Source organism: Roseofilum sp. (assembly GCF_982964205.1).
The window spans coordinates 20,914-46,567 of sequence record NZ_CEZBFX010000029.1 but is presented as its reverse complement, the minus strand read 5'-3'; the positions used below and the strand labels follow the sequence as shown (position 1 = coordinate 46,567).

Sequence of the window (25,654 nt, the reverse complement as noted above, 5' to 3'; positions counted from 1 at the left end):
TTCAAATAGCGTTAGCTCAGTTTAAGAGAGTCGGTTCGAGTCCGCTTACCTCCATCCCAGTCACAGCAAGGGTTTCAGCGATTCGGAAATTTTTAGGGAAAATTGCCCTGTACCAAAATCGTACCACTTTTGGGCATGTTTTTTCTGGGGATAGAACTCACTAGCCCTTACAGGGAGCGCAATCTGGATTGAAAATTCCGATCCCAAATCGTACCAGTTTGGAGGGGTTTAATAGAGGTTGGGGAAGGTTTGGGTGGTTAAGGGTTTGGTTCCTGAGTAAAAGCGGATGACGGTTTCAATTTTGTCGCCAATCAGGTGGGCAATGGTGGGGAAGGGGACTCCATGTTCGTGATGAATGTTGGTGACGAAGGAATGGCGTAGGCAGTAGGGGCGTAGGCGCTTGCGGATTTCTCCTTCGGCTACTAAGGAGTGAAGGACGCAATTCCAGACCCGACTAGAAAAGTTGCTTTGGTCGATGTACTTTTTGTGAGGCGAGGGGAAGACTAAGCCCGATCGCCTCTTTCGCTCCTCTAATAGGTCCTGAAGGGCTAGGGAGATGGGAATAGTTCGGATGAGGTGGTTTTTGGTGTACGGCTTGAGGATGTTTTTAGAAAAGACTTTGGTGATGGAAGCTTCGCAACTAGCCTGGGGCCAAAACAAGTCAGACCACAGCAGGGAGATCGCTTCTTCGGGTCTGCACCCGGTAGTAGACGCGATCTCCCTTCTTGGGTAATTCAGGGTTGGGTGAGGGTTGCGATCGATCCGGAGGCTTGGGGATGGAGAGAAACTTCCTCAACAAGCGCCAGGGGATAAAAAGCTTATCTGTCTGTGTGGGCAGCCTTTTCTTATCCCACATGTTAGAGCCGAGGTCTCCCAAGTTTATCGAATCATTCGCTCTAGCGGTGACCAACACTCGGTTACCCCTTATTTCGTGAACCAACCCACAACAGGGAACCGGCTTCTCTGTGAATAAGTTCTCAATCAAGAATCCCATGCGATCGCCCACCTTTAACGCCTCAGTCCCTGGCGTTGAGTCTGTAACGGAATGTAACGGCGTGCTATCAATTTCCTCTGAACTTTCGCAATAATCATCGTTTTCAGCGAGTTGATCCGCAATTTTTTGCATTTTCCGGTTTGGGGAAATCATCGCGTTTTGCTGGATCAACTGGATCTTTAAAGTTGTCCTCGTGCTGCACATTGCTGAAGGGACTAGACGAGCATCGGGATGAAAGCCGGCCAATCTTGGGAGTACTCTTCGAGAAGAAACTTCGCGTCTACCATGCCTCCAAGATCGAAACAATTGCCAGAACTGACTAGAATTCGATACAATCATTATCCACATCAAATTCGGGGCGGGTAAATACACAGCACTCTCTGGATTCGCTTGTCCCGACAGAAAGCAAAATCCCTGCCAACATCCAGCAGTAATTGATACGAAATCTTATCGATCAATAGGGATATGATGTCTGCATCGCTGAGTTGACCAGCTCCTATAGCACAAAAAGCACGCAGCGTCAGAAACTCCCAATCCAAAAATACCTTTGATGAATCCCATGGACAGAATTTTAACTCAAGATCAACTGCATCCACTAACTGGTTCTTCCGACCTGGGGACTTCAGGACGAGAAGAAAAAGTTTTACGCCAACTCACAGAAGAACGAGATGCCTGTGGGGTGGGAGTCATTGCCCATCCCCAAGGGATTGCCAGCCATGATTTAATTACCAAAGCCTTATCGGGTTTAACCTGTCTCGAACATCGGGGAGGTTGTAGCGCCGATCGAGACTCTGGAGATGGGGCGGGGGTAATGACCGGTATTCCCTGGGACTTATTCCAAGACTGGAGCCAGACAGAAGACATTACGCTGCCAAGTCCTAGCCATATGGGAGTGGCAATGGTCTTTTTACCCCAGGATGGATCGGCCCGCAACAAAGCCAAAGCCTTATTTGAACAACATCTGAGAGAAGAAGGGTTGAAGCCACTTGGATGGCGCGTGGTTCCAGTAAACCTGGAGATTTTAGGGCCCCAAGCACGGGAAAATGAACCGCAAATTGAACAATTACTGGTTGAGTCTCCAAATCTATCGGGACAGGAGCTAGAGCGCCTGTTGTATTTAACTCGGAAGAAAACCCATTTAGATGCCGATCGCTCCGGAGTTGAGATCTATATTGTTTCCTTTTCTACTCGCCAAATTCTCTACAAAGGCATGGTACGCTCCGTTATCTTGGGAGACTTTTATCTGGATCTCAAAAATCCTCTCTATACCAGCAGTTATGCTATTTTTCACCGAAGATTCAGTACAAACACGATGCCAAGATGGTCGTTAGCCCAACCCCTACGGATGTTGGGGCATAACGGAGAAATTAACACCCTCTTGGGCAATTTGAACTGGATGCGGACTCGCGAAATCGAATTTACCTCACCCGTATGGGGCGATCGCCTGAAAGAACTGCTTCCTCTGACCAACCGCAGCGCCTCCGACTCGGCTAACCTCGATAATGTCTTCGAGTTGATGGTACTCTCCGGACGCACCCCCATGGAAGCCTTAATGATCCTGGTTCCCGAAGCCTTCCACAATCAACCGGCTTTAGACAATCGTCAAGAAATTATCGACTTTTACGAATACTATGCCGGCATCCAAGAACCGTGGGATGGCCCAGCCCTACTGGTGTTTAGCGATGGTCGCTATGTGGGAGCAGCCCTAGACCGCAATGGTCTGCGCCCAGCTCGCTACAGTTTAACCAAAGATGGCTATATTGTGATTGCTTCGGAAACCGGTAGTATTCTCCTGGATGAATCCGAAGTCATCGAAAAAGGTCGCTTAGGCCCGGGACAAATGATGGCCATTGACCTGGAAAATCACCAAGTACTGCACAACTGGGAAATTAAACAACAGGTCGCCAGTCAATATCCCTATGGAGAATGGCTGAAAGCAGGAACCCACGATCTTGCCGAACTGCCTTGGGATACTCACCTAAACCTAGACGAGAAAACTCTACTCAGATCCCAAACTGCTTTTGGCTATACCTCGGAAGATGTGGAAATGGTGGTACAGTCCATGGCTGAACTGGGCAAAGAGCCAACCTTCTGCATGGGGGATGATATTCCCTTAGCAGTGCTGTCCCAGAAACCTCATGTGCTGTATGACTACTTTAAGCAGCGCTTCGCTCAGGTCACGAACCCCCCCATTGACCCCCTGCGGGAAAAATTGGTGATGTCTCTGCAAATTCGTTTAGGCGACCATCCTAACCTGCTCGATCCTCAGTCCCGGAAAACGACCCAATTGCGCCTGCCGACACCGATTTTAAGTGAGGCGGAGTTATCAACGCTGGAACATTCCCTACTCAAAGCGCGGGAGGTTTCCACATTGTATCCGGTGGGAGAATCCCTGAAGGTTGCCATTGACCAACTGTGCGATCGCGTAGATACCGCAGTCAGAGAAGGCGCGAAAGTGGTTGTTCTTACAGACCGCAATCTTACCCCCGACCAAACCTATATTCCGCCCCTAGTGGCAACCGGTGCAGTTCACTACCATTTGATTCGCAATCAACTGCGCTGTGAAACCTCCATTGTGATCGATACAGCTCAATGTTGGAGTACCCATCATGTGGCTTGTTTAGTGGGCTATGGTGCGTCCGCAGTGTGTCCCTATCTGGCTTTGGAAACCGTGCGCCATTGGTGGAGCAGCGATCGCACCCAAGGGTTTATGGAGCGCGGCAAACTGCCCAAGATCTCCATGGAACAAGCCTTAGATAACACCCGCCATGCGATCGAGTTGGGACTGCTGAAGATTTTATCGAAAATGGGGATTTCTCTACTCTCTTCCTATCATGGGGCACAGATTTTTGAGGCGATCGGTATTGGGGAAGAGTTGCTCGATCTAGCCTTTGAAGGCACGGTTTCGCGCGTTGGTGGCTTATCTCTGGATGAATTGGCCCAAGAAACTCTGCAATTCCACGCCAAAGCGTTCCCAGAACTGGACGGCAAAAAACTGGAAAATCGCGGCTTTATCCAATATCGTACCGGCCTAGAGTATCATATGAATTCCCCGGAAATGTCCAAGGCATTGCATAAGGCGGTGAAAAATGGGACGGATGGATATGACCATTACGAGTTGTACCAAAAAATGCTGCAAGAGCGTCCCCCTTGTGCCCTGCGGGATTTACTGGAGTTTCGCCCCGATACTCAATCTATTCCCCTCGAAGAAGTAGAACCGGTCGAAAACATTGTTAAACGGTTCTGTACCGGGGGAATGTCCCTAGGAGCCTTGGGACGGGAAGCCCATGAAACTTTAGCGATCGCCATGAACCGTCTGGGCGGTAAATCGAACTCTGGAGAAGGGGGCGAAGATCCCTTGCGCTATACCACCCTTCACGATGTCGATGGTGAAGGAAATAGTGCTAGTTTTGCCCACCTCAAGGGTCTGCAAGCTGGAGATACGGCCAGCAGTGCCATTAAACAGGTGGCTTCGGGGCGCTTTGGCGTGACTCCTGAATACCTGATGAATGGCAAGCAGATTGAGATTAAGATGGCCCAAGGAGCCAAACCCGGAGAAGGGGGCCAACTTCCCGGTAAAAAGGTGAGTCCCTATATCGCCATGTTGCGGAGATCTAAACCCGGTGTACCTCTGATTTCTCCTCCTCCCCACCACGATATTTATTCCATTGAAGATTTAGCACAGCTTATTTTTGACCTGCATCAAATTAATCCGAATGCAGGCGTGAGTGTCAAACTGGTGTCAGAAGTTGGTATCGGTACAGTTGCCTGTGGAGTCGCTAAAGCTAATGCCGATATTATCCAAATTTCCGGCCACGATGGTGGAACGGGTGCGAGTCCCCTGAGTTCGATTAAACATGCGGGAGTGCCCTGGGAATTGGGCGTAACTGAAGTGCATCGGATGCTGATGGAAAATGGATTGCGCGATCGCGTTTTACTCCGGGCTGATGGCGGTCTCAAAACCGGCTGGGATGTGGTCATGGCCGCACTCTTGGGAGCTGAAGAATATGGATTTGGCTCCATTGCCATGATTGCTGAAGGCTGCATTATGGCTCGCATTTGCCACACCAACAATTGCCCCGTAGGAGTTGCTACCCAACAAGAACGACTACGCCAGAAGTTTACCGGTATCCCGGGCCATGTAGTCAACTTCTTCTATTTTATCGCTGAAGAAGTACGTCAACTCTTGGCACGGTTGGGCTATCGTTCCTTAAACGAAATTATCGGTCGTGCTGACCTATTGCAGGTGCGGAATGTGGAGTTAGCCAAAACTAACCATATTCATGTCCTGTCCCTAATTGACGATTTACCTGATACTAGAAGCGATCGCAGTTGGCTGGGCCACGGCCCCGTTCACTCCAACGGCCCGGTTTTAGATGATGACATCTTAGCCGATGCCCAGATTAAATCCGCTATTTCTGAACAAGGCAAGGTGAGCAAAACCTGGAAAATTGTCAACACTGACCGCTCCGTAGGAGCGCGAATCTCTGGTGAAATTGCCCGTCGCTACGGCAATAGCGGCTTTAGCGGAGAGTTGAAACTGTCCTTTACCGGCAATGCGGGGCAAAGTTTTGGTGCATTTAATTTACCCCGAATGCACCTGCACCTGACCGGAGATGCGAATGATTATGTGGGTAAAGGAATGCATGGGGGCGAAATTGTCATCGTTCCAGCAACCAATGCAACATTTGACCCCTCGGAAAATGTCATTGTCGGCAATACCTGTCTCTATGGTGCAACCGGCGGTACTCTGTTTGCCAATGGTCAAGCTGGAGAGCGTTTTGCGGTTCGCAACTCCCTCGGCAAAGCTGTCATTGAAGGGGCGGGCGACCACTGCTGCGAGTATATGACGGGTGGTGTGGTTGTAGTTCTCGGATCGACTGGCCGCAATGTGGGGGCAGGGATGACCGGAGGATTGGCTTATATTCTTGATGAAGATGAGAATTTCCCGGAAAAAATTAATCCCGAGATTGTGACCCTTCAACGGGTAACCTCGAAGGTGGGTGCAGTTTCTGTGCGAGAGTTGATTGAGTTGCACTATTCCCGCACGGGAAGTCCGAAAGCCAAGATGATTTTAGAGAACTGGGAAACCTATTTGCCTAAGTTCTGGCAAGTCGTTCCCCCTTCGGAAGCTAATTCTCCAGAGGTGAATGATAATCTGGTTGTGGATAAGGTGGCTGTTGAGGCTTAATTTACATCAGGGGTCAATGCTTGTTGACCCCTAATCGTTAACGTTTTTTAGACTAACCTGAGTTCGGGATAAGGAAAGGAGGATGGAGTAAGCTGAAAGTTACCAAACATCAGCACCATCCTCCACAATGACTACTAGCTTAGAAGAACTGTATCTAAGGGGCGGGGCCGCTTCAACTCAACGGATGCCACATCACTCCTATTTTCTACGGAAACTGTACTTAGGGCATCAGAAGAGAGAGCATTTCTTTCTTTTCCCTCTCCTCTAACCCACTGGAACTGTTGTCTTGTCTATTCTTTATTTCCCTCCTTATCTACATCGATGGAGCTGGCTGTTTAACGATCTCTGACTTGGCCCGATCTCCTACTCTCTTAAGATACAAGGGGCGGGTTTCAAACCTGCCCCTACAACAATGTCTCATTGTTAATCGAATTCACTATATCTTGACTGGCTAGAAAAGCTTGGTCTTGAATAGAAGTTACTGTAGAATTTTCACGAATCACTTCCGCGAGGGTGATACTTTCGAGTTCTGCCCTCCAAGGATGTAAATCAACATCATTGAGATAAAAGAAGCGATCGCCCCTTCTACATCTAAGGTACGGTAGCGAGTATAACCTCGGTTGTAGTAAGCTTGTGTAAGATTAGGGTCTAACTCCAGTGCTTGATCAAAATCAGCGATCGCTTCTGCATAATTTCCGGCTTCAAAGTTAGCAGTAGCTCGATTATTGTAAACCTCTGCTTGCTTGGCATTCTTAGCCAAAACTTCAGTATACTCTGCAATCGCTTCAGTATAATTTCCCTGTTCTGCGTGGGCTATCCCTTGAGAAAACTGGCGAGATTTTAAGTATCTCAACGTTAAGAATGTGCCCAAACTGCCAATAATCGAGAGAGCAGTGTAAACGGCGATCGCTTTGTGCAAAGATTTTATGATATTTTCTCCGAAGAATTGATGAATAAGAATGGATAGATCCTGTAGAGGTGAGAGGTACATCGCCCCTACATAATGAAAAATTGACAACATAATTTTAGTAATTCTCATTAGGATGTATGATCCCGCCGAGCCTACTGTAGGGGCGAAAAGTTTTTCGCCCCTACGACTTTTTTCGACAGATTAAACGGCAACGGTTGCTTCTAAGTGATTTAAGCGCTCTGCCAAAAGACTCTCTAACTGTTCTAAGGCTTTAGAGAATCCTTTAATCCCTTCGTCGAGTTTTTCTGAAGCCATGGGATCTTCAGCGTGCATTTTGTCGAAGGTGTCCTTATCCATGGGGATTTTTTCGATCGCCATTTCCTGAGCTGCATCTGGACAGAGTTTTCTTGGTAATTCCCCAACCGTTGCATCGAGTTCCCCTAGGAGTTTCGGGGAAATCGTGAGTAGATCGCATCCCGCTAATTCAGTGATTTCGCCAATGTTGCGGAAACTGGCTCCCATGACTTCCGTGGAATAGCCAAATTTCTTGTAGTAGTTGTAGATTTTAGTGACCGACAATACACCGGGATCTTCGGCAGAGGGATAGCTATCGCGTCCCGTTTGTTTCTTGTACCAGTCTAAAATCCGACCCACAAAGGGGGAGATTAGGGTAACTCCGGCTTCTGCGCAGGCGATCGCCTGGTGGAATCCAAACAAGAGGGTTAAATTACAATGGATACCTTCTTTTTCCAGAATTTCTGCTGCTTGGATGCCTTCCCAAGTGGAAGCAATTTTAATTAAGATGCGATCGCGAGATACCCCAGCCGCTTCATATTGGGCGATAATGTCTCTAGCTTTGGCGATCGTGCCTTCCGTATCATAGGATAAGCGAGCATCTACTTCTGTAGACACCCGTCCGGAGATAATATCCAAGATTTTTAGCCCAAATTCGACAGCTAGGCGATCAAAGGCTAAATTAGCCACCTCCTGAATCGTTGCTGCATTTCCTAAGTCTTTTCTGGCTTTTTTCACCGTACTATCGACAATCTCTTGATATTCCGGCATTTGAGCGGCTGCAGTAATCAAAGAGGGATTCGTGGTCGCATCGCGGGGGGTGAATTTTTCCATCGATTGCATATCCCCCGTATCGGCAACTACAACTGTCATTTGGCGCAGTTGTTCGAGTAACGTCTGACTCATATTATCTCCTAATAACGATTGAATTAGGCAAGTCTTTGGAAAGATACAACTTGCCTAATTCAATCATAGGAATTCGAGTTCTGTCCTGAAATTAAATAACCCTTAAAAATTTAGGGGGTATGGCAAAAAAGTTTAAGGATTATTTTAGGATTAAAGTATAGCGCTTCACGAATTACCCATGACTAGCACGTAGGGCTTACATTTCATGACGTTTAAGCCGTCGCAAGCGATCGGAATAACTCCGGAGCACCTCTAGGGCAAATTCTGGCGTTTCTTGCACCGCAAATAAAAAGCGCCCTTTATCGATAAATGCTAGGGTGCAATCAGTTTTTGCTACTGCGGTAGAAGCGCGAGTCCCTTCGTGATGCACTAAAGCACCTTCCCCAAATACATCACCCTTTTCAATAGTTTCGACAACTTCACCATTGACTTTTAATTCCACCGTTCCTTCAATGATGCCATACATATGTTGCCCTTTATGGCCATCTTCAAAGATAATATCGCCCACCTTAAAGTGGCGTGGTTCGGGTTGTTTTTGAAATAATTTAATCGTTTCTAGCGCAGCCATAAACACTCAATTTACCTCCTATTGTGTTTAATCTATGCCTTGACTCATTTCAAGGGCAAGGGGCTGGGGGCCCCTTTTTTTAGTTCTTCCTCTCCAGAGATTAAGTGATTACGGTGGGTTTTTCTCTGCCGGTTAAAGCTTGGATTTGAGCAATTTCGTCAGCGAGTTCAATTAAAGAAGCTAAAGCCTCTTGTGGGTCTTGATGATGTGCTTTAGAATCGGGTTCATATCGTTCTAAATACACGCGCAAAGTTGCCCCTTGGGTTCCAGTTCCGGATAAACGGAAGACAATACGCGAGCCATCGGTAAACCCAATGCGAATCCCTTGTTTCGTTGCTACACTACCATCTATGGGGTCAGTATAGCTGAAGTCATCGGCATATTTGACTTCATACTTTCCATACTGTTTTCCTTGGAGTGTAGGAACGAGAGAGCGCAAGTTTTCCATTAAGGTATTAGCGGGTTTAGTCTCTACTCCTTCATAGTCATGACGAGAATAGTAATTCCGACCGTAGGTTTGCCAATGTTCTTGGACAATTTCCTCGACAGATTGCTGTTTAACCGCGAGGATATTGAGCCAAAATAAAACGGCCCAGAGACCATCTTTTTCGCGCACGTGATTGGAACCGGTTCCAAAACTTTCTTCGCCGCAAAGGGTTGCTTTTCCAGCATCGAGAAGATTACCAAAGAATTTCCAGCCGGTGGGCGTTTCGTAACAGTCGATACCCAGTTTTTCGGCCACGCGATCTGGTGCTTCACTGGTGGGCATGGAACGGGCAATGCCGGCTAGGCCTTCTTTGTATCCGGGGACGAGGGTGGCGTTGGCGGCGAGGACGGCTAAACTATCGCTAGGGGTAACAAAAAAGTGGTTGCCCAATATCATATTGCGATCGCCGTCTCCATCAGACGCTGCACCAAAGTCAGGTGCATTATCTCCATAGAGAATCTCGACTAAATCATGGGCGTAGACTAAGTTCGGATCGGGATGACCGCCACCAAAGTCTTCTAGGGGAACTCCATTTTGCACGGTTCCCGCAGGTGCTCCGAGACGAGTTTCAAACAGTTCTTTGGCATAGGGCCCGGTAACGGCGTGCAGGGAGTCCATACACATGCGAAACTGGCCAGAACTGAGGTAATCGCGAATCACGTTAAAGTCAAACAGGGACTCCATCAACTCGGCATAGTCAGCAACCGAGTTAATCACCTCGACGCTCATATCTCCTAGTTTGAAGCTGCCTAACTGATCAAGATTGAGGTCGGCCGCTTCTAAGATTGTATAGCGATCGATGGTTTTGGAGCGATCGTAAATGGCGCTGGTCACCTTTTCTGGAGCTGGCCCGCCATTACTGACGTTATACTTCACGCCAAAATCCCCTTCTGGCCCTCCTGGGTTATGACTAGCAGAAAGAACAATACCTCCAAATGCCCCATTTTTACGGATAATGCAAGAAGCAGCAGGAGTGGATAAAATTCCTCCTTGTCCCACTAGAGTTCGACCTACACCATTTGCGGCCGCAATTTTCAAAATCGTCTGGATAGCTGGTCGGTTATAATAGCGACTATCTCCACCTAAAACTAAGGTTTTACCCTGAAAGTCCTCTAAACTATCAAAAATGGATTGGATGAAATTTTCCAAATAATGCGGTTGTTGAAATACCGGAACCTGTTTGCGTAAACCGGAGGTTCCCGGTTTTTGGTCGGTAAACGGTTGAGTTGAAATGGTCTTTATACTCATAAAAAGCTGATGCTCGGATCTTCAGCCTCTTTATTTTCGAGCATTTCGTGCCTCTTGAAGCAGGGAGTGGGAAAATCTTTGGCGCATTATGAGCAATAGTTAGGAGAGAGCGCCCCTAAAGTCCCTGAACCCTACAAATCCAGTTGACTAATAATCTCCTGTAGCACTTGTGCTGAATGATGTAGTTGTTGCTGTTCCATCTCATTGAGAGATAAATGAATGAGCTTAGTTGCGCCTTGGCAGTCTACTAAAGTCGACAATACGTCTGGCACTACAAGCGCTACTCTGGTAACTGCCCAAATAAAATGGGAATTTCTGACGGGGAGGCGATCAATCGCTAAACAGAAAAAGATTGGGTTGTGAACAGGTAACCCTATTCCACCTTGGGAGTGGCGAAACAATAATTGATTGACTGTACGTTGGCAACCCAACTTGTAGGGAAAATGCTTGCTACAGCGATGGTTTATGGTAAGGGAGCGAAAAAAGACCATTTGCTATAAATCAAGAATATTCTGCTCCCTTGCCACCGCTTCGCTCAACCATCACCTCTGCGCATTTTCCTGAGTGGAGCTGGCGATCCTAAATTGGGTCTCAAAATCCCTCTGTTTGTGGGTCAGAGTCTCGATGTTTGCGGGTCGCTACAGCTATAGTCGCATCCAGTATTTCAGCAGGGTGCTTTATAATATAGTCAACATAATTTATCTCTTCCTCATTTGGTTCATTTTTTTTATTCAGACTCATCAATGCGGTTCTCATACCAGCTTTTTTTGCGGGCATCAAATCTGCTTTTATTCTATCTCCAATATATAAAATCTCTTGAGCAGATATATTTGATAGCTGAAGAATTTTGTTAAAACCTTCGCTATTAGGTTTAGGATAATGTAACTCATCGTTAGTGATAATATGTGCAAAAATATTTATATCAATGCCTATATATTTTAGCATTTCTTTCGTATCATTGCGTTTCTTTCCACTAAATAGGGAGTGGGGTGGAAACCGTTGAGTCAACTTGTAAAAGGTTTGTTTAATGGATTCATCAGGTACGATGTAGTCTTTTACAGAAATATTACGATTTCTTAACCAAAAATCTTTATCTTTGCCCAAGCTCATAAAAACCATACAGCGACTGCCATGCTCTTCATAAGCTTGTAGACATTCCTGCTCTATCTGAGGAGTTACAGTCTGCCCGATAATTGAAGCATAAAGTTCTATAAATCGTTTTGTTTTCTTTTCATAAAAAGTAGGCAATGTTTTATAAAGAGTTTCCCCAAAATCCCACCAAATGTGTTGGATATTGTGTTGAAATTTCAACATATTGAAGTCCAGATAACGATGTTTGTTCAAAAACGTATAATAATATGAAATCATCAGCTTATGGCTCAAAGTTGTGCCCCAAGATTCCAGGCGATCGCGCCCTAAAGATCTATGATGTCAAACGTTACACCATAACTTGAGCGCAGATTACAGGTGTGATGATCGGTACTATTTGTATCACTTAATTCCAGGTTATAAAAATCGACCCGATCGTGGTCAATATAAGGCCCTGCGTGCCAGGTTCCCAGGTGGAGTTTCACGAAGCAGTTACCAGGAATATGAAAGGCTCGGATCTCATTGAGGTCAGGTTGCGGGTTTTCACTCGGTGGTGCAACGCCTAAAAACCAATCTTTACCTTCAAGCGATCCTAGGCATTGGGTGCAGTTTTGATGACGGGTAATGGCGGAAAATTGTCGCCCGTTTTGGTGCAAGCGCATGATGTAAAATCGAGGCTCTCCGCGATCGAGGATCAGTTGGGCATCCTGGAAATCATAGGGTTTGTCGTCATCAGTAGCCCAGATCGCTTGACCGTAGGGGGCGAAGTTTTCTGGGGAGATCCAGGGAGCTGGAAGGGTTTGCAATTTGAGAGGTTGGGTCATCAGACTCAAGGGGTGATAAAGAGGATAAAGAGTATACTATATAGCGCTGCATACTTGGCTAAAAATCGACGAGTTCGATAGAAGATATTTATCAAGAAACTTGTATAATGATCTACAACATTTAGAAATAGTAGAAATCATTCATTATTCCATCAAAACCTCATCATAAATATCTGTCATTGTGAAGGTTAAACCTACTGATTTTAACTCTAAACGATCGCCTTCCTCTAAAATTTCCAGAGACCAATTTCCCGCTGTATTCCGTCGATACATTTCCACCTTCATTTCCGTTTGCGACACGAGCACATATTCCTGTAAACTGGGCAAACTTTGATAATTTATCCATTTTTCTCGCCGATCTAAACTTTCAGTGGAAGGAGAAAGTACTTCCACAATTAAACAAGGACGAGTTTTATGATATTTTGCCGTATCTTGGGGGTCGCAAGTCACCATGACATCGGGATAATAAAAAATGTCTGCCGTATCGCGAGCGATAGGTATATTGACTTTCATATCTGACATGAACGTTTTACAACCACTCCCCCGCAAGCGAATGTTTAAGAGACTGACAATATTGATAGCAATCCGATTATGTGCTTCGCTACCCCCAGACATGGCGAAGATTTGACCGCCCAGATATTCATGGCGAATGGGACTTATTTTTTCTGCTTCCAGATAGTCCGGTACGGAAATAAATGCTGTAGAAACTTTCATAAATTTGTCCTATTTTGAGAGATTTCTTCCAGCATAACCGCCACCACCGGTATCGATCGCCATCTTATCCCCAAAGTAGGGAAAAACAGTTAATCTATTACCCATTATGGCGATTCTCTCTTCTATGAAGTACAGCTTGAAGGCTTAGAACCTAAGCAATGGGAGCTATTGCTAGAGTGCCTGTTGCCTATTGGCTAGGGGGAAGTACTATATCACTCTTCAAATGTTGTCGCTAACGGTTTCGGAGACAATTGAGCGACTAAAGAGGCGATCGCCTGGGTATAATGGCGATCGGAAGACGTTGCACGTAAACGGGCATTTCGTACTAAGCGCCGTTGCTCTTGTTGACTCAACTCTATCGTCACATCTGGCGTAATCCCCGTTTTACTGATATCGGTTCCCTTCGGCGTGTAATAATGGGCAACGGTCACCGCTAATCCAGAGCCATCGGAGAGGGAATGAACTGCCTGCACTAAAGCTTTACCAAAGGTTTTCATTCCCACAATTTGAGCGCGATGATTATCTTGCAGAGCGCCAGTGAGAATTTCACTAGAACTAGCCGATTTTTGATCGACTAAAACCGCTAAAGGTCTTTTCGTTAAGGCAGTACGGTTAGCTCGCACAGACTCCCAATTACCATCGCGGTCAATGGTACTGACAATTGCCCCATTGTCAAGCCACATACGGGCAATTTCAATACTTGATTCTAATAATCCCCCTGGGTTACCGCGCAAATCCAACACAAACCCATCAACGTTTTGATGTTCTAAATCCTTAATCGAGCGCTCCATTTGTTCTGCTGCATGGGAGCTAAATTCATCTAAGCGAATATAGCCGACTCGCAGGGAACCCTCTTGTTTCACTTCATAATTAACCGCAGGAACTTCCACCGTAGCTCGGACTAATTCTAATTCAAAAGCCCCCCATCCGGGTCGGGTTAGTTTCAGTTTAACTTGACTGCCCACATCCCCCCGAATCAGTTGGCTAACCGTTTGTAGAGACATGCCTTCCGTAGACTGACCATCAATCGCTAAAATGATATCTCCAGCCAGAATCCCCGCTTTTAAGGCAGGAGAATTTTCATAGGGTTTAACCACGGTTAATCGGCGAGTTTGGGGATGGATTTCTAAGGAAATACCCACCCCTGATAATTCCCCAGAGGTTTGCTCGGTCAGTCGTTGAAACTGCTTCGGGTCAAGAAAACGGGTATAGGGATCGTTAAGCTGTTTGAGAGCGGCTCGAATAGCTCTATAGGCTTGATCCGGACTGGTATATTGGCGATCCAGGAGATCCTGTCGCACATTTAACCAATCGACTTGATTAAAATTGGGGTCAACATACTCGCGGTTCACAATTTGCCAGGTTTCATCCACAATGGATTTGGGACTATCCTGTAGGGCTGCACTTACGGATTGACACCAGGCTGTACCCAGTAAACCTAAGCTTGCTGTGGTAGTTAAGGTGCCACTGAGCAAGGCAATTTGAAGCGGTTTTAAGCAGTTTTTATACCAATTCATTGGGATTATTCGCGATGGAGGTTAGAGAGTGAGCCGTCCTATTTGGTCTTCATCTTCATTTTATCGATTAATTTAGTCGATGAGCCGCAATACTGAATTAATCGAAGAAGGCAAAATGCTCAAGGAAGCCCTTTGAGTCTACTTCAAGGGGAAAATCTCACTTTCCCTATTGTGAGCCACTTTTCCCATGGTTCGACCAGTGAACATAACATAACTTTACATCGACTCAGCAAAATGGCAATCGCCTATACTCAGAATCGCATGGATGGTCGGTTCGTTGGGAGGTGATGATGAAGATTTGGGCGCGACTCGGCTCTTGGGTGCTGCCTCGTTGGTTGCTGTTTGGCACTTTGGTAGGACTTAGTCTGATTATAGTGATTGGCAGTGGGTGGGCGATCGCCACTTCACAAAAACTCTCTGCTGCTTCCCAATCTCCCCTTGATGCCTATTTAATGCTAGGGGGAAGTATTCGCCGAGAAGTCCATATGACGCAAGTCGCCAAAGATGATCCTAACATTCCTATTTTAATCTCCCAAGGAGCTGACGATCCGTGCATTATTCGCCTATTTGAAGTTAATACTGCTCCCCAAAATCAAGTGTGGTTAGAACGTTGCGCCCATTCCACCTTTGAAAACTTTTACTATACGTTACCCATTCTGAAACAATGGGGAGTTCACCACGTGCAAACGATCACCTCTGCTCGGCATCTCCCCCGCGCCCAATGGTTAGGAACAATTATCCTTGGTAGTCATGGCATCTGGATGGAAACATATACGGTCAAAGAACAAGGCATTCCTGGCAATACAGAATCGAGTTTAAAAACTGGATTAGATGTGATTCGTAGCCTCATTTGGGCAGGAATTAGCCAATTTTATCAACCCAGTTGCCGGCAGTTTTATCGCCTCGTGGACTCTAATTTACAAGAGTGGATAGAAAAAGGATATGGCTGTGAAGATCAATGGGATTTACGCCATATTTTCAAGGAGATGCCGTAATGGGGAATAGGGAATAGATAATAGGAGGTTATCTCCGTGTTCCCCATGTTCCCCTAAGAGGCAGAACCAGCAACTTTTAATTCTCCTGCCATGATTCGCTTAAAGACCTGATGGTTGCGAACCGATTCTAAGTCAGCATCATTTTGAGCCACTTCCCGATACATGGGATTAATTTTAATGGCGCGATGGAGACTAATTAGGGAAGATTTTTGATCGCCCATTAAGGCATAACAATAGGCTTTATTGTAATGAGCATTGGCATGATCGGGTTTACATTTTAAGGCTTCATCAAGACTGGATAGGGCTTCTTTATAGCGTTTCAGTTTACTGAGAGTATATCCCCGGTTATCCCAGGCTTCATATTTATCAGGTTGTATGCGAAGGGCTTGTTCATAGGAAGCAATTGCCTCATCAAAGCGATCTAATTTTTCTAAAGCATTGCCCCGATTATTCCAATAATCGGCTTTATTCTCTTCTAATTCGATCGCTCGATCGTAGGCTTCCAGGGCTTCTTCATATCGGTGTAATTCATACAGCACATAGCCTTTTGCATACCAAATTTCGGGATTATTGGCTTGCAAACTCAGCACCTGGTTATAGGAATCTAAAGCGGGTTCATAGCGCCGAATTTGGGCTAAAGAATTACCGCGTTGTTGCCAAAGTAAGGGATCGTCGGCACGATATTGAATCGCTTTATCATAGGCAGAAACAGCTTCTTCATAGCGCTGAAGTTTTACCAAGACATTGGCTAAATTCATCCAAATTAAGGGGTCAGATTGTTTATACGCAACGGCTTTATTATAGGACTCTAAAGATTCTTCATATTGTTGTAATTTGGCCAAAGTTCCACCACGATTATTCCAGGCTTCAGGAAAATTCTCCCGTAATTTTAACGCCCGATCGTAGGAGGCGATCGCTTCTGAATGGCGGCCGAGTTTGGCTAATGCACCACCACGATTATTCCAGGCTTCAGGGAAATGGGTTTGATGAGCGATCGCCTGATCGTAAAGGGTAATCGCCTCATGATACCGACCTTGCAAAAATTGGGTATCTCCTTGCCTCAGATACTCATTGGCTGCTTTAGAATAGGATGGAGGGGGAGGGGGTTGGGCAGGATTTGCTCCATTTGTACCATTTGCCCCATTTGCACCATTGATTCCATTGATTACCCCATGCCCATTTTGCACGGCATTGGCTGCTTCTGTTAACCGAGGTAAAACTTCTGCTAATTTTTGATAAATTTCATCTTTTGCTTTTTCGGTCTCAGCCGCAATTTCCCTAAGTTCCGATACGGCTTCTGACTTAGCGTGACTGATTTGTTGTTCAGCTAATAATTCCTTTTCAGCGATCGCCTCTAACACGGTTTCGGCAGAACCAATGGTCTGTTTAATCGAGGATACCGCATCCTGTTCAAAGCTGGCCAACTCTTGTTTATGAAACTCCGTTTGCTGCTTTAACCGTTGCAGTTGGAGCCAAAAGCCAATGGTCACTAGGGCAAAAAACAGCGCCAAAAACGCCACAAACAAGGCATTCATGGAGATCATCGTACTAAAAAACGTCGCCTCTACTTCATTGGCGATCGCATCCCGCATGTCAGAATCTAATCTTCCCCCCTGTGCAATAAGCTGTTCTTCCTGTAACCCTTGAGCGGTTGAAGGTTCAACCACTGCCAAATTTGCCAGTCCTCCCGTAGACCATATGAGAGTAGAGAGGATGAATGCCATCTGATTGTTCATTTGAGTGCCCAGTAAAACCTGCCAGATTTCTCCAAATTATCCCATTTTTCGTTAAATTGACGAGTGTATTCTAATTCACTTCTAAACGACACGGTAAATAAAGCTTAATGAACACCAAGCCTTAACCGAAAACGCATAACTATCGGGTTTAATCCATTCTGGAGCAAGTTCGGCCCGACTGGCTTGGTGTAGATCTTCTAAAATCGCTTTAGCTGTAGCTCCAGGATTTTTGACCGTACCCGATACGCCCTTTGATCCAGTTGAAGATTCAGCTAACTTCAAGACTTTAGCCGTTTGCGTAAAGGGAGCCACACTAAAGAGTATTTGCGTGTGGGCTAATCCATCCCCACAGCATACTGTCCATTCAACCGGGGCGATCGCCTCTGGCAGAAAAATACTGGCTCCTGGAGGAATGACTAACTGTTGATTCTCTACGGTAACATTTAGCTCTGTCTGGCTTCCAGAACTTGGGCTGGCGCTTTTGAGGGATAAGGAGACTTTAGAGGGTTGAAATAGCTCTAATGCTCCAGAACGATCCAAGCCGAACAACATCACGTATAAGGGGCGATCTTCCTGGTTATGGAGACGGTAACCGATGCGACTGCCGATCTCTAGATTAAGTAAGGAGGGGATTTTAGCGGCTGAAGTCCGGGGAATGGGCGATCGCACCGGTTCCTGTCTAGCGATAATTTCTCGTTCGGGGGTAAACTTCTCCAAAGTGGCTCGCACTGCCAAACGAGACGATCCAGGATTAACCGTTAACTGTAACAGTTTCATCGCCCAGAGGGCATCCAAGGTGGGCATTAACCGCCGAATTGCTGTTTTGACCGCTTCATCAGTTTCTCCCATGGTATGGGGAATTAAGTCTAATCCAGGGGAAAATAAGCCATAGCTGTTGTGGGAATTAATGCCCTGGGAGAGATTGGAATTAATCCCCTTACTAAACACACAATTAACCGCTTGGGTTAATTCTCCTAAAACCACCGTAGACACATTGGGAATACCTGAGAAGGCACTGGTGGCATCAACCCGTTCTATACGTTCTAAGTCTTGGCAGATCCCCACGACTAAGTTTAGGGAACGGGAGAGATAACGCACCGATTCTTGAATCAGGTCTCCTTCTTCTATATCTAGGTCAACGTTATTGCCAGGAACCATTACGGCTTTTGCCTTTAAGCCTTCAATCGAGCGCAGTTGAATTAGGGGGGTTGACCCTGGAAGGGACTCTGGCGTTGGGGTGAGAGTAAATAGGGAAGAGGGCTGATAGTTATTGAGGACTTCTGGAGGCAGTCCACCGAGCCACAGAGTCAAGCTTTTACCATCTTCACCAATCTCTGCCACCCTCCCTTCGGCTCCTTGGAGATCTGCCGCTTTCCACTGGGTAAGGGTTTGAGTCGCGTCCTGACTTTTTTCACCACTTAAATGGGGTTGTTCGCGATCGCCCGCCAATTTTTGCACCTGATTCGAGACAGTTGCTAAACTCACCGATAAACGAGTTTCAGGGGCAGCTAACCACAGATGTTGCGTTAACTGATAGGTTAACAACCCTGCACTAAAACCATTCCATTGACTCTCAAATGCTTGTTCCCCCAATCCTTGACTGGGGGCTTGTTCAATGGGTCGCTGAATCGGCATCGCCGCAGAAATCACCACACCCGGCAGTTGTCCAAACCGACGTTGTACCCGCAGTTGCTCGGCATCGGCTTTGAGATCGTCCCGCAGTTGGTCTTGCAGTGCTTGTACTTCTGGAGTCAGTTCCATACTGCGAGTTTCCCAACTTTCTTTTAAATGGGGATAAGAGCGCCCTCGTAACACTCCCACCTGTTGGCGCTCCAGGGTTCCATAACTGGTATCGAGAATGGTCACCACTTGAGTGGTTTTTAGGGATTTGAGCAACAGTTGTAGAGTCGATTCTAGAAGATCGTTGATTTGCCTCCCAGAGGCTTGTGGGACATTACCATCAATGGGGACTAAGCTACTTTGTAGTTCTGCTGGAGTCTCTCCGGTTTGAACAGAGCGACCATAGCCGCTAAAGTGGAAGACTACTACATCATCGGGTCGCACTTGGGAAATCAGATGATTGAGAAAAGCCGATTCAATCTGTTCGCGGGTAGCTTGCTCATTGGTGAGGGTTAAGATATCGCGGGAACTAAATCCTAAGCGATCGACCAACAGTTCCCGTTGCAGTTCCACATCGGTTAGGCATCCTTGGAGTTTGAGGCTCTCTTTCAGAGGATATTGATTAATGCCCACCAAAAGGGCTAACTTCCGAGAGGTGGGTTTGGCGATCGCCGCTAAAGCGCGATCGCTCCACTGCCATAAACTCGCTTCACTTATGCCTAACGTCGCTAAGGCTAAACCTGCCTGCTGTAGAAATTCCCGCCGCTTCATAATTTGCCATCAGCTATCCGCTCTCCGCTATCAGCCTATCAGCTTTTTAGCCCTTTGCGTTGGGAATGGGAAGTCGGGAGTGGGGAGTTGGGAGTAAGGTAGACATTGCCCACCTTACCACCACTGACTTCTGGAAGCTGTCTATTGCTGAATCTGCATCGCTTTGGCCAATTCGGCCGCTACTTCTGGGCGAGAAAATTCTGGGGGCGGAAGTTGACCAGATCGTAACATTTCCCTGACTTTAGTGCCTGACAAATGAATCCGATCTTCTTTTTTGCTGGGACTGGTTTTTGCCGTAGCCATACCTCCCGTTAATTTGCAGTAAAATGCATGTTCAAATTTCATCGGCACAATGCCCAATTCTGACGGTTCAAACTCATCAAAAATATATTGAGCATCATAGGTTCCATAATAGTCACCAACCCCGGCATGATCTCGACCGACAATAAAGTGAGTACAGCCATAATTTTTCCGCAGAATGGCATGGAAAATCGCTTCTCTGGGGCCAGCGTAGCGCATGGCAGCCGGATTAATAGCCAACATCACCCGGTCTTGGGGATAATATTTTTCGATAATAATTTCATAGCAGCGCATCCGCACATCTGCCGGAATATCGTCACTCTTGGTGGCTCCCACTAGGGGATGTAGCAAGAGACCATCCACCGTTTCCATGGCACATTTTTGAATATATTCATGGGCGCGATGAACTGGGTTGCGAGTCTGAAACCCAACAATGGTTTTCCAGCCTTTTTCTTTAAATGCGGCCCGCGTATCTGCAGGGTCAATTTGATAGTTAGGGAACAGGGGATGGGGGTCGCGTTGTAAGAGCCAAATGGGGCCAGCTAAATTCACTTCTCCTTGTTCATAAACGACTTTTACACCGGGATGTTTTTCGTCGTCTGTACGATAAACATTTTTCACTTCATGGGTTTTGTTATATTGATATTTTTGGGTTAACTCCAAAATGCCCACAAAGCGCCCTTGAGGATCGTCTAAACGCACCCAAGATCCTTCATTTAAAGGCTCTGCTACTTCTGGGGTTACTGATAAGGTAATGGGAATGGCCCAGGGGATTCCATTTTGGAGATGCATATCCGCGACCACGGTTTCATAGTCTTTTTGCTCCATAAAACCGGTTAACGGGCTAAATCCGCCAATGGCAATTAATACAAGGTCGGAAAAGGCGCGATCGTCGAGTTGAACCCGGGGAAGAGTATCGGCTTTTTGTAAATATTCTTGCTTTTCTTCTGGGGTAACCACTCGGTTGATTAGTTGACCACCATGGGGAGGAATGCCGTCAGGATGAATCGTCATAAGATATAGCGCTTCGCGCGATAATGGGTAATCGGTAATGGGTCAGCCGAAGGTATGGCCTTAAAAATGCCCATTTATTACAGGTTTGGCCTGGTCTGCTCACCGGTGCTAGGAAGCGTTTCTGATAACAGCAAAAATTGCTGTAAAGCTGTCCGTGGGGACATAAAACCAGGTTGTGCCGCCTTCATCGTACCAAGTTTTGTTCCCCCATCAGGAAACCCATTTCAATTCAGAATTCAAAATTAGAAATTAAAAAAATTACGGGTATGGGTCGATTGGGCTGACGATCGCCGATCGATCTGGTACATTAGTTAAGCTAACTGCCAATAGTAAGTTCTACACTGTTGGCTCCATTGGGTAAAATGCACCCTTAGTCTGATTGAAATCAGGTTTGTAAGCATGGCAGGGGAATAAGACATATGGCCTTAATCGTACAAAAATATGGTGGCACTTCCGTGGGTACAGTCGATCGCATTCAAGCCGTTGCCGATCGCGTACAACGAACCGTAAAAGCTGGTAATTCTGTAGTGGTGGTCGTTTCCGCCATGGGCAAAACCACGGATGGATTAGTAAAACTCGCTTCAGAAATTTCCGCCAACCCCTGCCGCAGAGAAATGGATATGTTGCTCTCAACTGGGGAGCAGGTATCTATCGCTCTCCTGAGTATGGCCCTGAAAGAAATCGGACAACCCGCAATCTCCTTAACCGGCGCTCAAGTGGGCATTGTCACAGAAAATAATCAGCACACCCGCGCCCGTATTCTGAGCATTAATCCCCAACGCATTGAGCGCCATTTGGGGGAAGGGCAAGTCGTGATTGTGGCCGGTTTTCAAGGGATCGCCCTTTCTGAGGATGTCGAGAGTAAAATTCCAGAAGTAGAAATTACTACATTGGGAAGGGGCGGCTCGGATACCTCAGCCGTGGCTTTAGGCGCAGCATTAAAGGCTGACATTTGTGAAATTTATACGGATGTTCCCGGTATTTTAACGGCCGATCCCCGTTTGATTCCCGATGCTCAATTGATGAGCGAAATTACCAGTGATGAGATGCTGGAATTAGCCAGTTTAGGAGCCAAGGTCTTGCATCCTAGGGCAGTGGAAATTGCCCGCAATTACGGTATTCCTTTAGTTGTTAAGTCGAGTTGGACGGACGATCCGGGTACGAAGGTAACCTCTCCCAAACCTTTCCCTCGCCCCTTGGAAGGATTGGAACTGGTGCGTCCGGTGGATGCAGTGGAGTTTGACACCGATCAGGCGAAAGTTTCCCTATTGCGGGTTCCCGATCGCCCAGGGGTAGCAGCTCAGTTGTTTGGTGAAATTGGCGACCAGAATCTGGATGTAGATCTAATTATCCAATCGATTAATGAAGGGCAAACCAATGATATTGCCTTTACGGTGACAACAGATTCCCTCAAACGTGCAGAAGCTGTTTCGACTGCTATCTTACCCGTTCTTGCCCAAGGGTCTAGCCTCGATAAGGCCGAAGTCATCGTCAAAGAAAACATCGCCAAAATTAGTATCTCTGGTGCGGGGATGATTGGCCGACCGGGGGTCGCAGCACAAATGTTTACAGCCCTATCTGAAGGAGGGGTAAACATTCAGATGATCTCAACTTCTGAGGTGAAAGTTAGTTGCGTCGTTGAAGCCACAGAGTGCGATCGCGCTGTGGAAATTCTGACCTCAACCTTTGATGTACAAGTTCAGGCAGCTAAAGCGATCGACTCCGGTACTCAACCCCCCGTTCGAGGTGTCGCCTTAGATCTCAAACAAGCTCGGTTAGCCCTGCTCCGCGTGCCCGATCGCCCCGGAACTGCCGCCGAATTGTTCAAACTGTTAGCCGAACATAACATTAGCGTGGATATGATTATCCAATCCCAACGCTGTCGGGTGATTAATGACCTCTATACCCGCGATATCGCCTTTACTGTTGCTCAAGCTGATGCCCAAACCGCTCGGACGCTCTTAGAGGAACTCGCTTCAGAATGGGGATCGTCAGAAGTGGTTGTGGATGAAGCGATCTCCAAAGTCAGTGCTGTAGGTACAGGAATGATTAATCATCCCGGTGTAGCCGCCATGATGTTTGCTGCCCTATCTAAGGAAGGGATTAACATTCAGATGATCGCCACCTCTGAAATTAAAATTAGTTGCGTCGTCGATCGAGATTCTGGAGTACAAGCACTACAAGCGATCCATGCTGCCTTTGGTCTCGCTGGCAGCCAGAAAATCACCGTCCCTGCCTGATGGGAAAATGGGGGACGCGGGGACACAGAGAAAGCCATGAACAAACCGGGTTTCTATTTCCCTATTCCCTAGCGCGAAGCGCTATAGTCCTAAACACCGATCGCATACCGATTCCGCCCTTTGTGTTTCGCTTCATACAATGCTCGATCCGCAAAATCTAAGAGTCTGATCAGATGAGAGTGTGGAGTTGGCGTGACACAAGCAATCCCTAAGCTAATCGTCACAATAGGTTCCGGTAACTTGGTTGCCATATGGGGAATTTTTAGGTCACCGATCGCCTGTTGCATGTATTCTGCTACAGTAATTGCTCCTTTGAGAGGAGTATTGGGTAAAATCGCAGCAAACTCTTCCCCGCCATAACGAGCAATTAAATCAGCCGGGCGTTTCAGGATCGAAGATAGGGCTTGGGCAACTTGTTCCAGACAGCGATCGCCGATGATATGACCATAGGTATCATTATATTGCTTGAAATAATCAATATCACAAAGAATGAGGGACAATGGCAGTGCTTCCCCTAGCAGTCGTCGCCATTCCTGTTCTAAATACCGATCGAAATAACGACGATTAGCGACTTGGGTTAAGGCATCCACATTCACCAGACGCTCTAATTCTTGATTGGCTTGTTGCAGGGCATCATACAATTGGGACTGTTGAATGGCGATCGCAATTTGTTCAATAATTCGGACTAAAATCTGGTATTCAGGAGAATTCCAGGCTTTAGAGATATCATCGCGATCGACAATTAATATACCCCACAGGTCATTCTGTTGATAGATGGGGACACTTAGTTGCGTTTTCACCTCTTTACGATCTAGACCGATTGGATAATAGATCTCAAACTGGCGATCCTTCGATTCTGGATTGGCTAAGGGTTGAATCTTCACAGTTTCACCGATGGGTAGTGTCTTGGCATTGGCAGAATGGGCGATCGCCACAATTCCATATTCTCCCTCAGATACACAACGACAAATCATTACTCGACTCGCGTCAAACAACCCCTGGATACTGAAAACTGTAGTCGTTAAAATTTCTTCTAAATTCAGAGAATAATGAATTCCCTGAATAATTTTGAGTAAAATCAGCTCTTTTTCGGCTTGGCGCTGACTTTGTTCCCGTAAATGCTTTAACTCTAAATGAGTTTTCACCCGTGCCAAGAGTTCCGGAGGATGAAACGGTTTCGTTAAATAATCAATCGCTCCCTTCTCAAAGGCTTGGAGCAGATGATCCATCTCTTGACTTGCCGTTAAAAAAATGAGGGGAATATCTTTAAACTCCGAGTCCGCTTTCAGCCACTCGCAAACCTGAAAACCATCCATATCTGGCATCATTAAATCCAGTAAAATCAAATCAGGTTTTGCCTTTTTTACTCGGTCTAGAGCTTGTTTTCCTCCCATGGCAAATGTCAGCTTATAGCCAGGAGGAGATAGTAAACCTCTCAAAACTTTCAGATTGTCTGGATTATCATCCACAACAAGCAATAAACAATCTTCCGGCTTCATCAATTGGACTTCAGAGTTGAGAAGTACGGTCAAGATCAGTCCACCTCCTCTGCGACACTCTCTAAAAGAGTTTTGAATTTCAGTATAGTTTGAGGTATCATATCCCAATCAAAGTTATCCAATTGTTTCTCTAAATTTTGAATATAATTGACCAAGGGTAAATAGTAATATTGTATCGTAAGAGCCTGTAAATCCTCAACAAATCGCTCAACTTCTTCAATTTCTAACGTTTCAGATAAGCTAACCCAAGAGTTTTTTTTGAGAATCGTTAGTTTTTCTAATAGTTCAGCTAAATGAACCGGAGTGAGTGCCGGCTCAAAAGAATTGACTTCTGGATTAACTGGGGCGATATCGTTCGGGCTGGAGGAAGAATCCAGCTCTTGAGAGGGAGGGAGTAGGGACTGAAGTACCCTAATCAAATCACTTATCTTGACCGGTTTGAGGACAAATCCTTCACAGATGGATTTGAGTTGTTGTTCATCTTTAAATTCAGAAGAAGCAGTAACAATGACAATGGGAATATGTTGTGTTTGTTGACTTTCTTTGAGAAAATTGGCAACTTCCCGGCCATTCATCCGTGGCATCCGCAAATCCAGTAAAATCAGATCTGGGAAGTGATTAAACGTTACTCGAATGGCTTCTTCTCCATCTTCAGCAAACAATAAGGTATGAGCCGTATCTCTAAAATATCCTCGAATCAGTTCTCGATTAGATACAATATCATCAACGACTAAAAT

The 25,654-nt window shown here is 46.2% G+C and carries 19 protein-coding genes; 3 read left to right on the top strand and 16 right to left on the bottom strand.

From position 1 onward, the window contains the following. Nucleotides 1-228: 228 nt before the first annotated feature. Together AC3A14_RS09910 and AC3A14_RS09905 are read right to left on the bottom strand one after the other, a co-directional pair. Nucleotides 229-672 carry a tyrosine-type recombinase/integrase gene (locus AC3A14_RS09910; protein WP_413039064.1) on the bottom strand — a complete coding sequence of 148 codons (444 nt, stop codon included), beginning with the start codon at nt 670-672 and terminating at the stop codon, nt 229-231. Beyond that, nucleotides 662-1,126, bottom strand: a complete 465-nt coding sequence (locus AC3A14_RS09905; RefSeq protein ID WP_318732164.1) for a hypothetical protein — start codon at nt 1,124-1,126, stop codon at nt 662-664. The genes AC3A14_RS09910 and AC3A14_RS09905 overlap by 11 nt, the downstream gene beginning before the upstream one ends. A 427-nt stretch (nt 1,127-1,553) precedes the next feature. Here AC3A14_RS09905 and gltB point away from each other — a divergent pair, with 427 nt between their 5' ends. Beyond that, on the top strand, nt 1,554-6,185 hold the full coding sequence (gene gltB / locus AC3A14_RS09900; protein ID WP_318732165.1) for a glutamate synthase large subunit: 4,632 nt from the start codon (nt 1,554-1,556) through the stop codon (nt 6,183-6,185). A 499-nt stretch (nt 6,186-6,684) separates the two neighbouring features. Here the strand turns inward: gltB and AC3A14_RS09895 are convergent, their stop codons facing one another. The 9 genes from AC3A14_RS09895 to ctpB form a co-directional block, all read right to left on the bottom strand. After that, complete coding sequence (locus AC3A14_RS09895; protein ID WP_318698254.1) at nt 6,685-7,206, bottom strand: tetratricopeptide repeat protein; 522 nt, start codon at nt 7,204-7,206, stop codon at nt 6,685-6,687. 90 nt (nt 7,207-7,296) lie between these two features. After that, nucleotides 7,297-8,295, bottom strand: a complete 999-nt coding sequence (locus tag AC3A14_RS09890; protein ID WP_318698255.1) for a transaldolase — start codon at nt 8,293-8,295, stop codon at nt 7,297-7,299. 196 nt (nt 8,296-8,491) lie between these two features. After that, nucleotides 8,492-8,863 (bottom strand): cyclic nucleotide-binding domain-containing protein, encoded by a 372-nt coding sequence (locus tag AC3A14_RS09885; RefSeq protein WP_318698256.1) that lies wholly within the window; start codon nt 8,861-8,863, stop codon nt 8,492-8,494. 100 nt (nt 8,864-8,963) lie between these two features. Next, nucleotides 8,964-10,598 (bottom strand): alpha-D-glucose phosphate-specific phosphoglucomutase, encoded by a 1,635-nt coding sequence (locus tag AC3A14_RS09880; protein ID WP_318698257.1) that lies wholly within the window; start codon nt 10,596-10,598, stop codon nt 8,964-8,966. A 131-nt stretch (nt 10,599-10,729) separates the two neighbouring features. Next, nucleotides 10,730-11,089: a hypothetical protein gene (locus AC3A14_RS09875; RefSeq protein WP_318719981.1), complete on the bottom strand. Its 360-nt coding sequence runs from the start codon at nt 11,087-11,089 to the stop codon at nt 10,730-10,732. A 100-nt stretch (nt 11,090-11,189) separates the two neighbouring features. Next, a complete protein-coding gene (locus AC3A14_RS09870) occupies nt 11,190-11,912 on the bottom strand; it encodes an HAD family hydrolase (RefSeq protein WP_318732166.1) in 723 nt (240 codons plus the stop codon). Between the two features lie 101 nt (nt 11,913-12,013). Further along, the gene (locus AC3A14_RS09865) at nt 12,014-12,511 is read right to left on the bottom strand and encodes an ureidoglycolate lyase (protein ID WP_318732167.1); all 498 of its coding nucleotides are present in this window, start codon (nt 12,509-12,511) and stop codon (nt 12,014-12,016) included. Between the two features lie 144 nt (nt 12,512-12,655). Next, nucleotides 12,656-13,225 (bottom strand): Uma2 family endonuclease, encoded by a 570-nt coding sequence (locus tag AC3A14_RS09860; protein WP_318732168.1) that lies wholly within the window; start codon nt 13,223-13,225, stop codon nt 12,656-12,658. Nucleotides 13,226-13,437: 212 nt separating this feature from the next. Continuing rightward, nucleotides 13,438-14,742 carry a carboxyl-terminal processing protease CtpB gene (gene ctpB, locus AC3A14_RS09855; protein ID WP_318732169.1) on the bottom strand — a complete coding sequence of 435 codons (1,305 nt, stop codon included), beginning with the start codon at nt 14,740-14,742 and terminating at the stop codon, nt 13,438-13,440. Nucleotides 14,743-15,029: 287 nt separating this feature from the next. Here ctpB and AC3A14_RS09850 point away from each other — a divergent pair, with 287 nt between their 5' ends. Further along, complete coding sequence (locus AC3A14_RS09850) at nt 15,030-15,737, top strand: YdcF family protein (protein WP_318732170.1); 708 nt, start codon at nt 15,030-15,032, stop codon at nt 15,735-15,737. 53 nt (nt 15,738-15,790) lie between these two features. Here the strand turns inward: AC3A14_RS09850 and AC3A14_RS09845 are convergent, their stop codons facing one another. From AC3A14_RS09845 to sat, 3 genes are all read right to left on the bottom strand, one after another. Continuing rightward, a complete protein-coding gene (locus AC3A14_RS09845) occupies nt 15,791-17,461 on the bottom strand; it encodes a tetratricopeptide repeat protein (RefSeq protein ID WP_318732171.1) in 1,671 nt (556 codons plus the stop codon). Between the two features lie 93 nt (nt 17,462-17,554). Next, a complete protein-coding gene (locus AC3A14_RS09840; RefSeq protein ID WP_318732172.1) occupies nt 17,555-19,864 on the bottom strand; it encodes a caspase family protein in 2,310 nt (769 codons plus the stop codon). 141 nt (nt 19,865-20,005) lie between these two features. Next, nucleotides 20,006-21,178 carry a sulfate adenylyltransferase gene (sat, locus tag AC3A14_RS09835; protein ID WP_318698266.1) on the bottom strand — a complete coding sequence of 391 codons (1,173 nt, stop codon included), beginning with the start codon at nt 21,176-21,178 and terminating at the stop codon, nt 20,006-20,008. A 419-nt stretch (nt 21,179-21,597) separates the two neighbouring features. On the opposite strand from sat, the gene AC3A14_RS09830 reads away from it, so the two are divergent. Then, nucleotides 21,598-23,418: an aspartate kinase gene (locus AC3A14_RS09830; protein ID WP_318732173.1), complete on the top strand. Its 1,821-nt coding sequence runs from the start codon at nt 21,598-21,600 to the stop codon at nt 23,416-23,418. Between the two features lie 89 nt (nt 23,419-23,507). On the opposite strand, the gene AC3A14_RS09825 is transcribed toward AC3A14_RS09830, so the two are convergent. Beyond that, on the bottom strand, nt 23,508-24,950 hold the full coding sequence (locus AC3A14_RS09825) for a diguanylate cyclase domain-containing protein (RefSeq protein WP_318732174.1): 1,443 nt from the start codon (nt 24,948-24,950) through the stop codon (nt 23,508-23,510). Between the two features lie 2 nt (nt 24,951-24,952). Continuing rightward, a complete protein-coding gene (locus AC3A14_RS09820; RefSeq protein ID WP_318732189.1) occupies nt 24,953-25,654 on the bottom strand; it encodes a response regulator in 702 nt (233 codons plus the stop codon).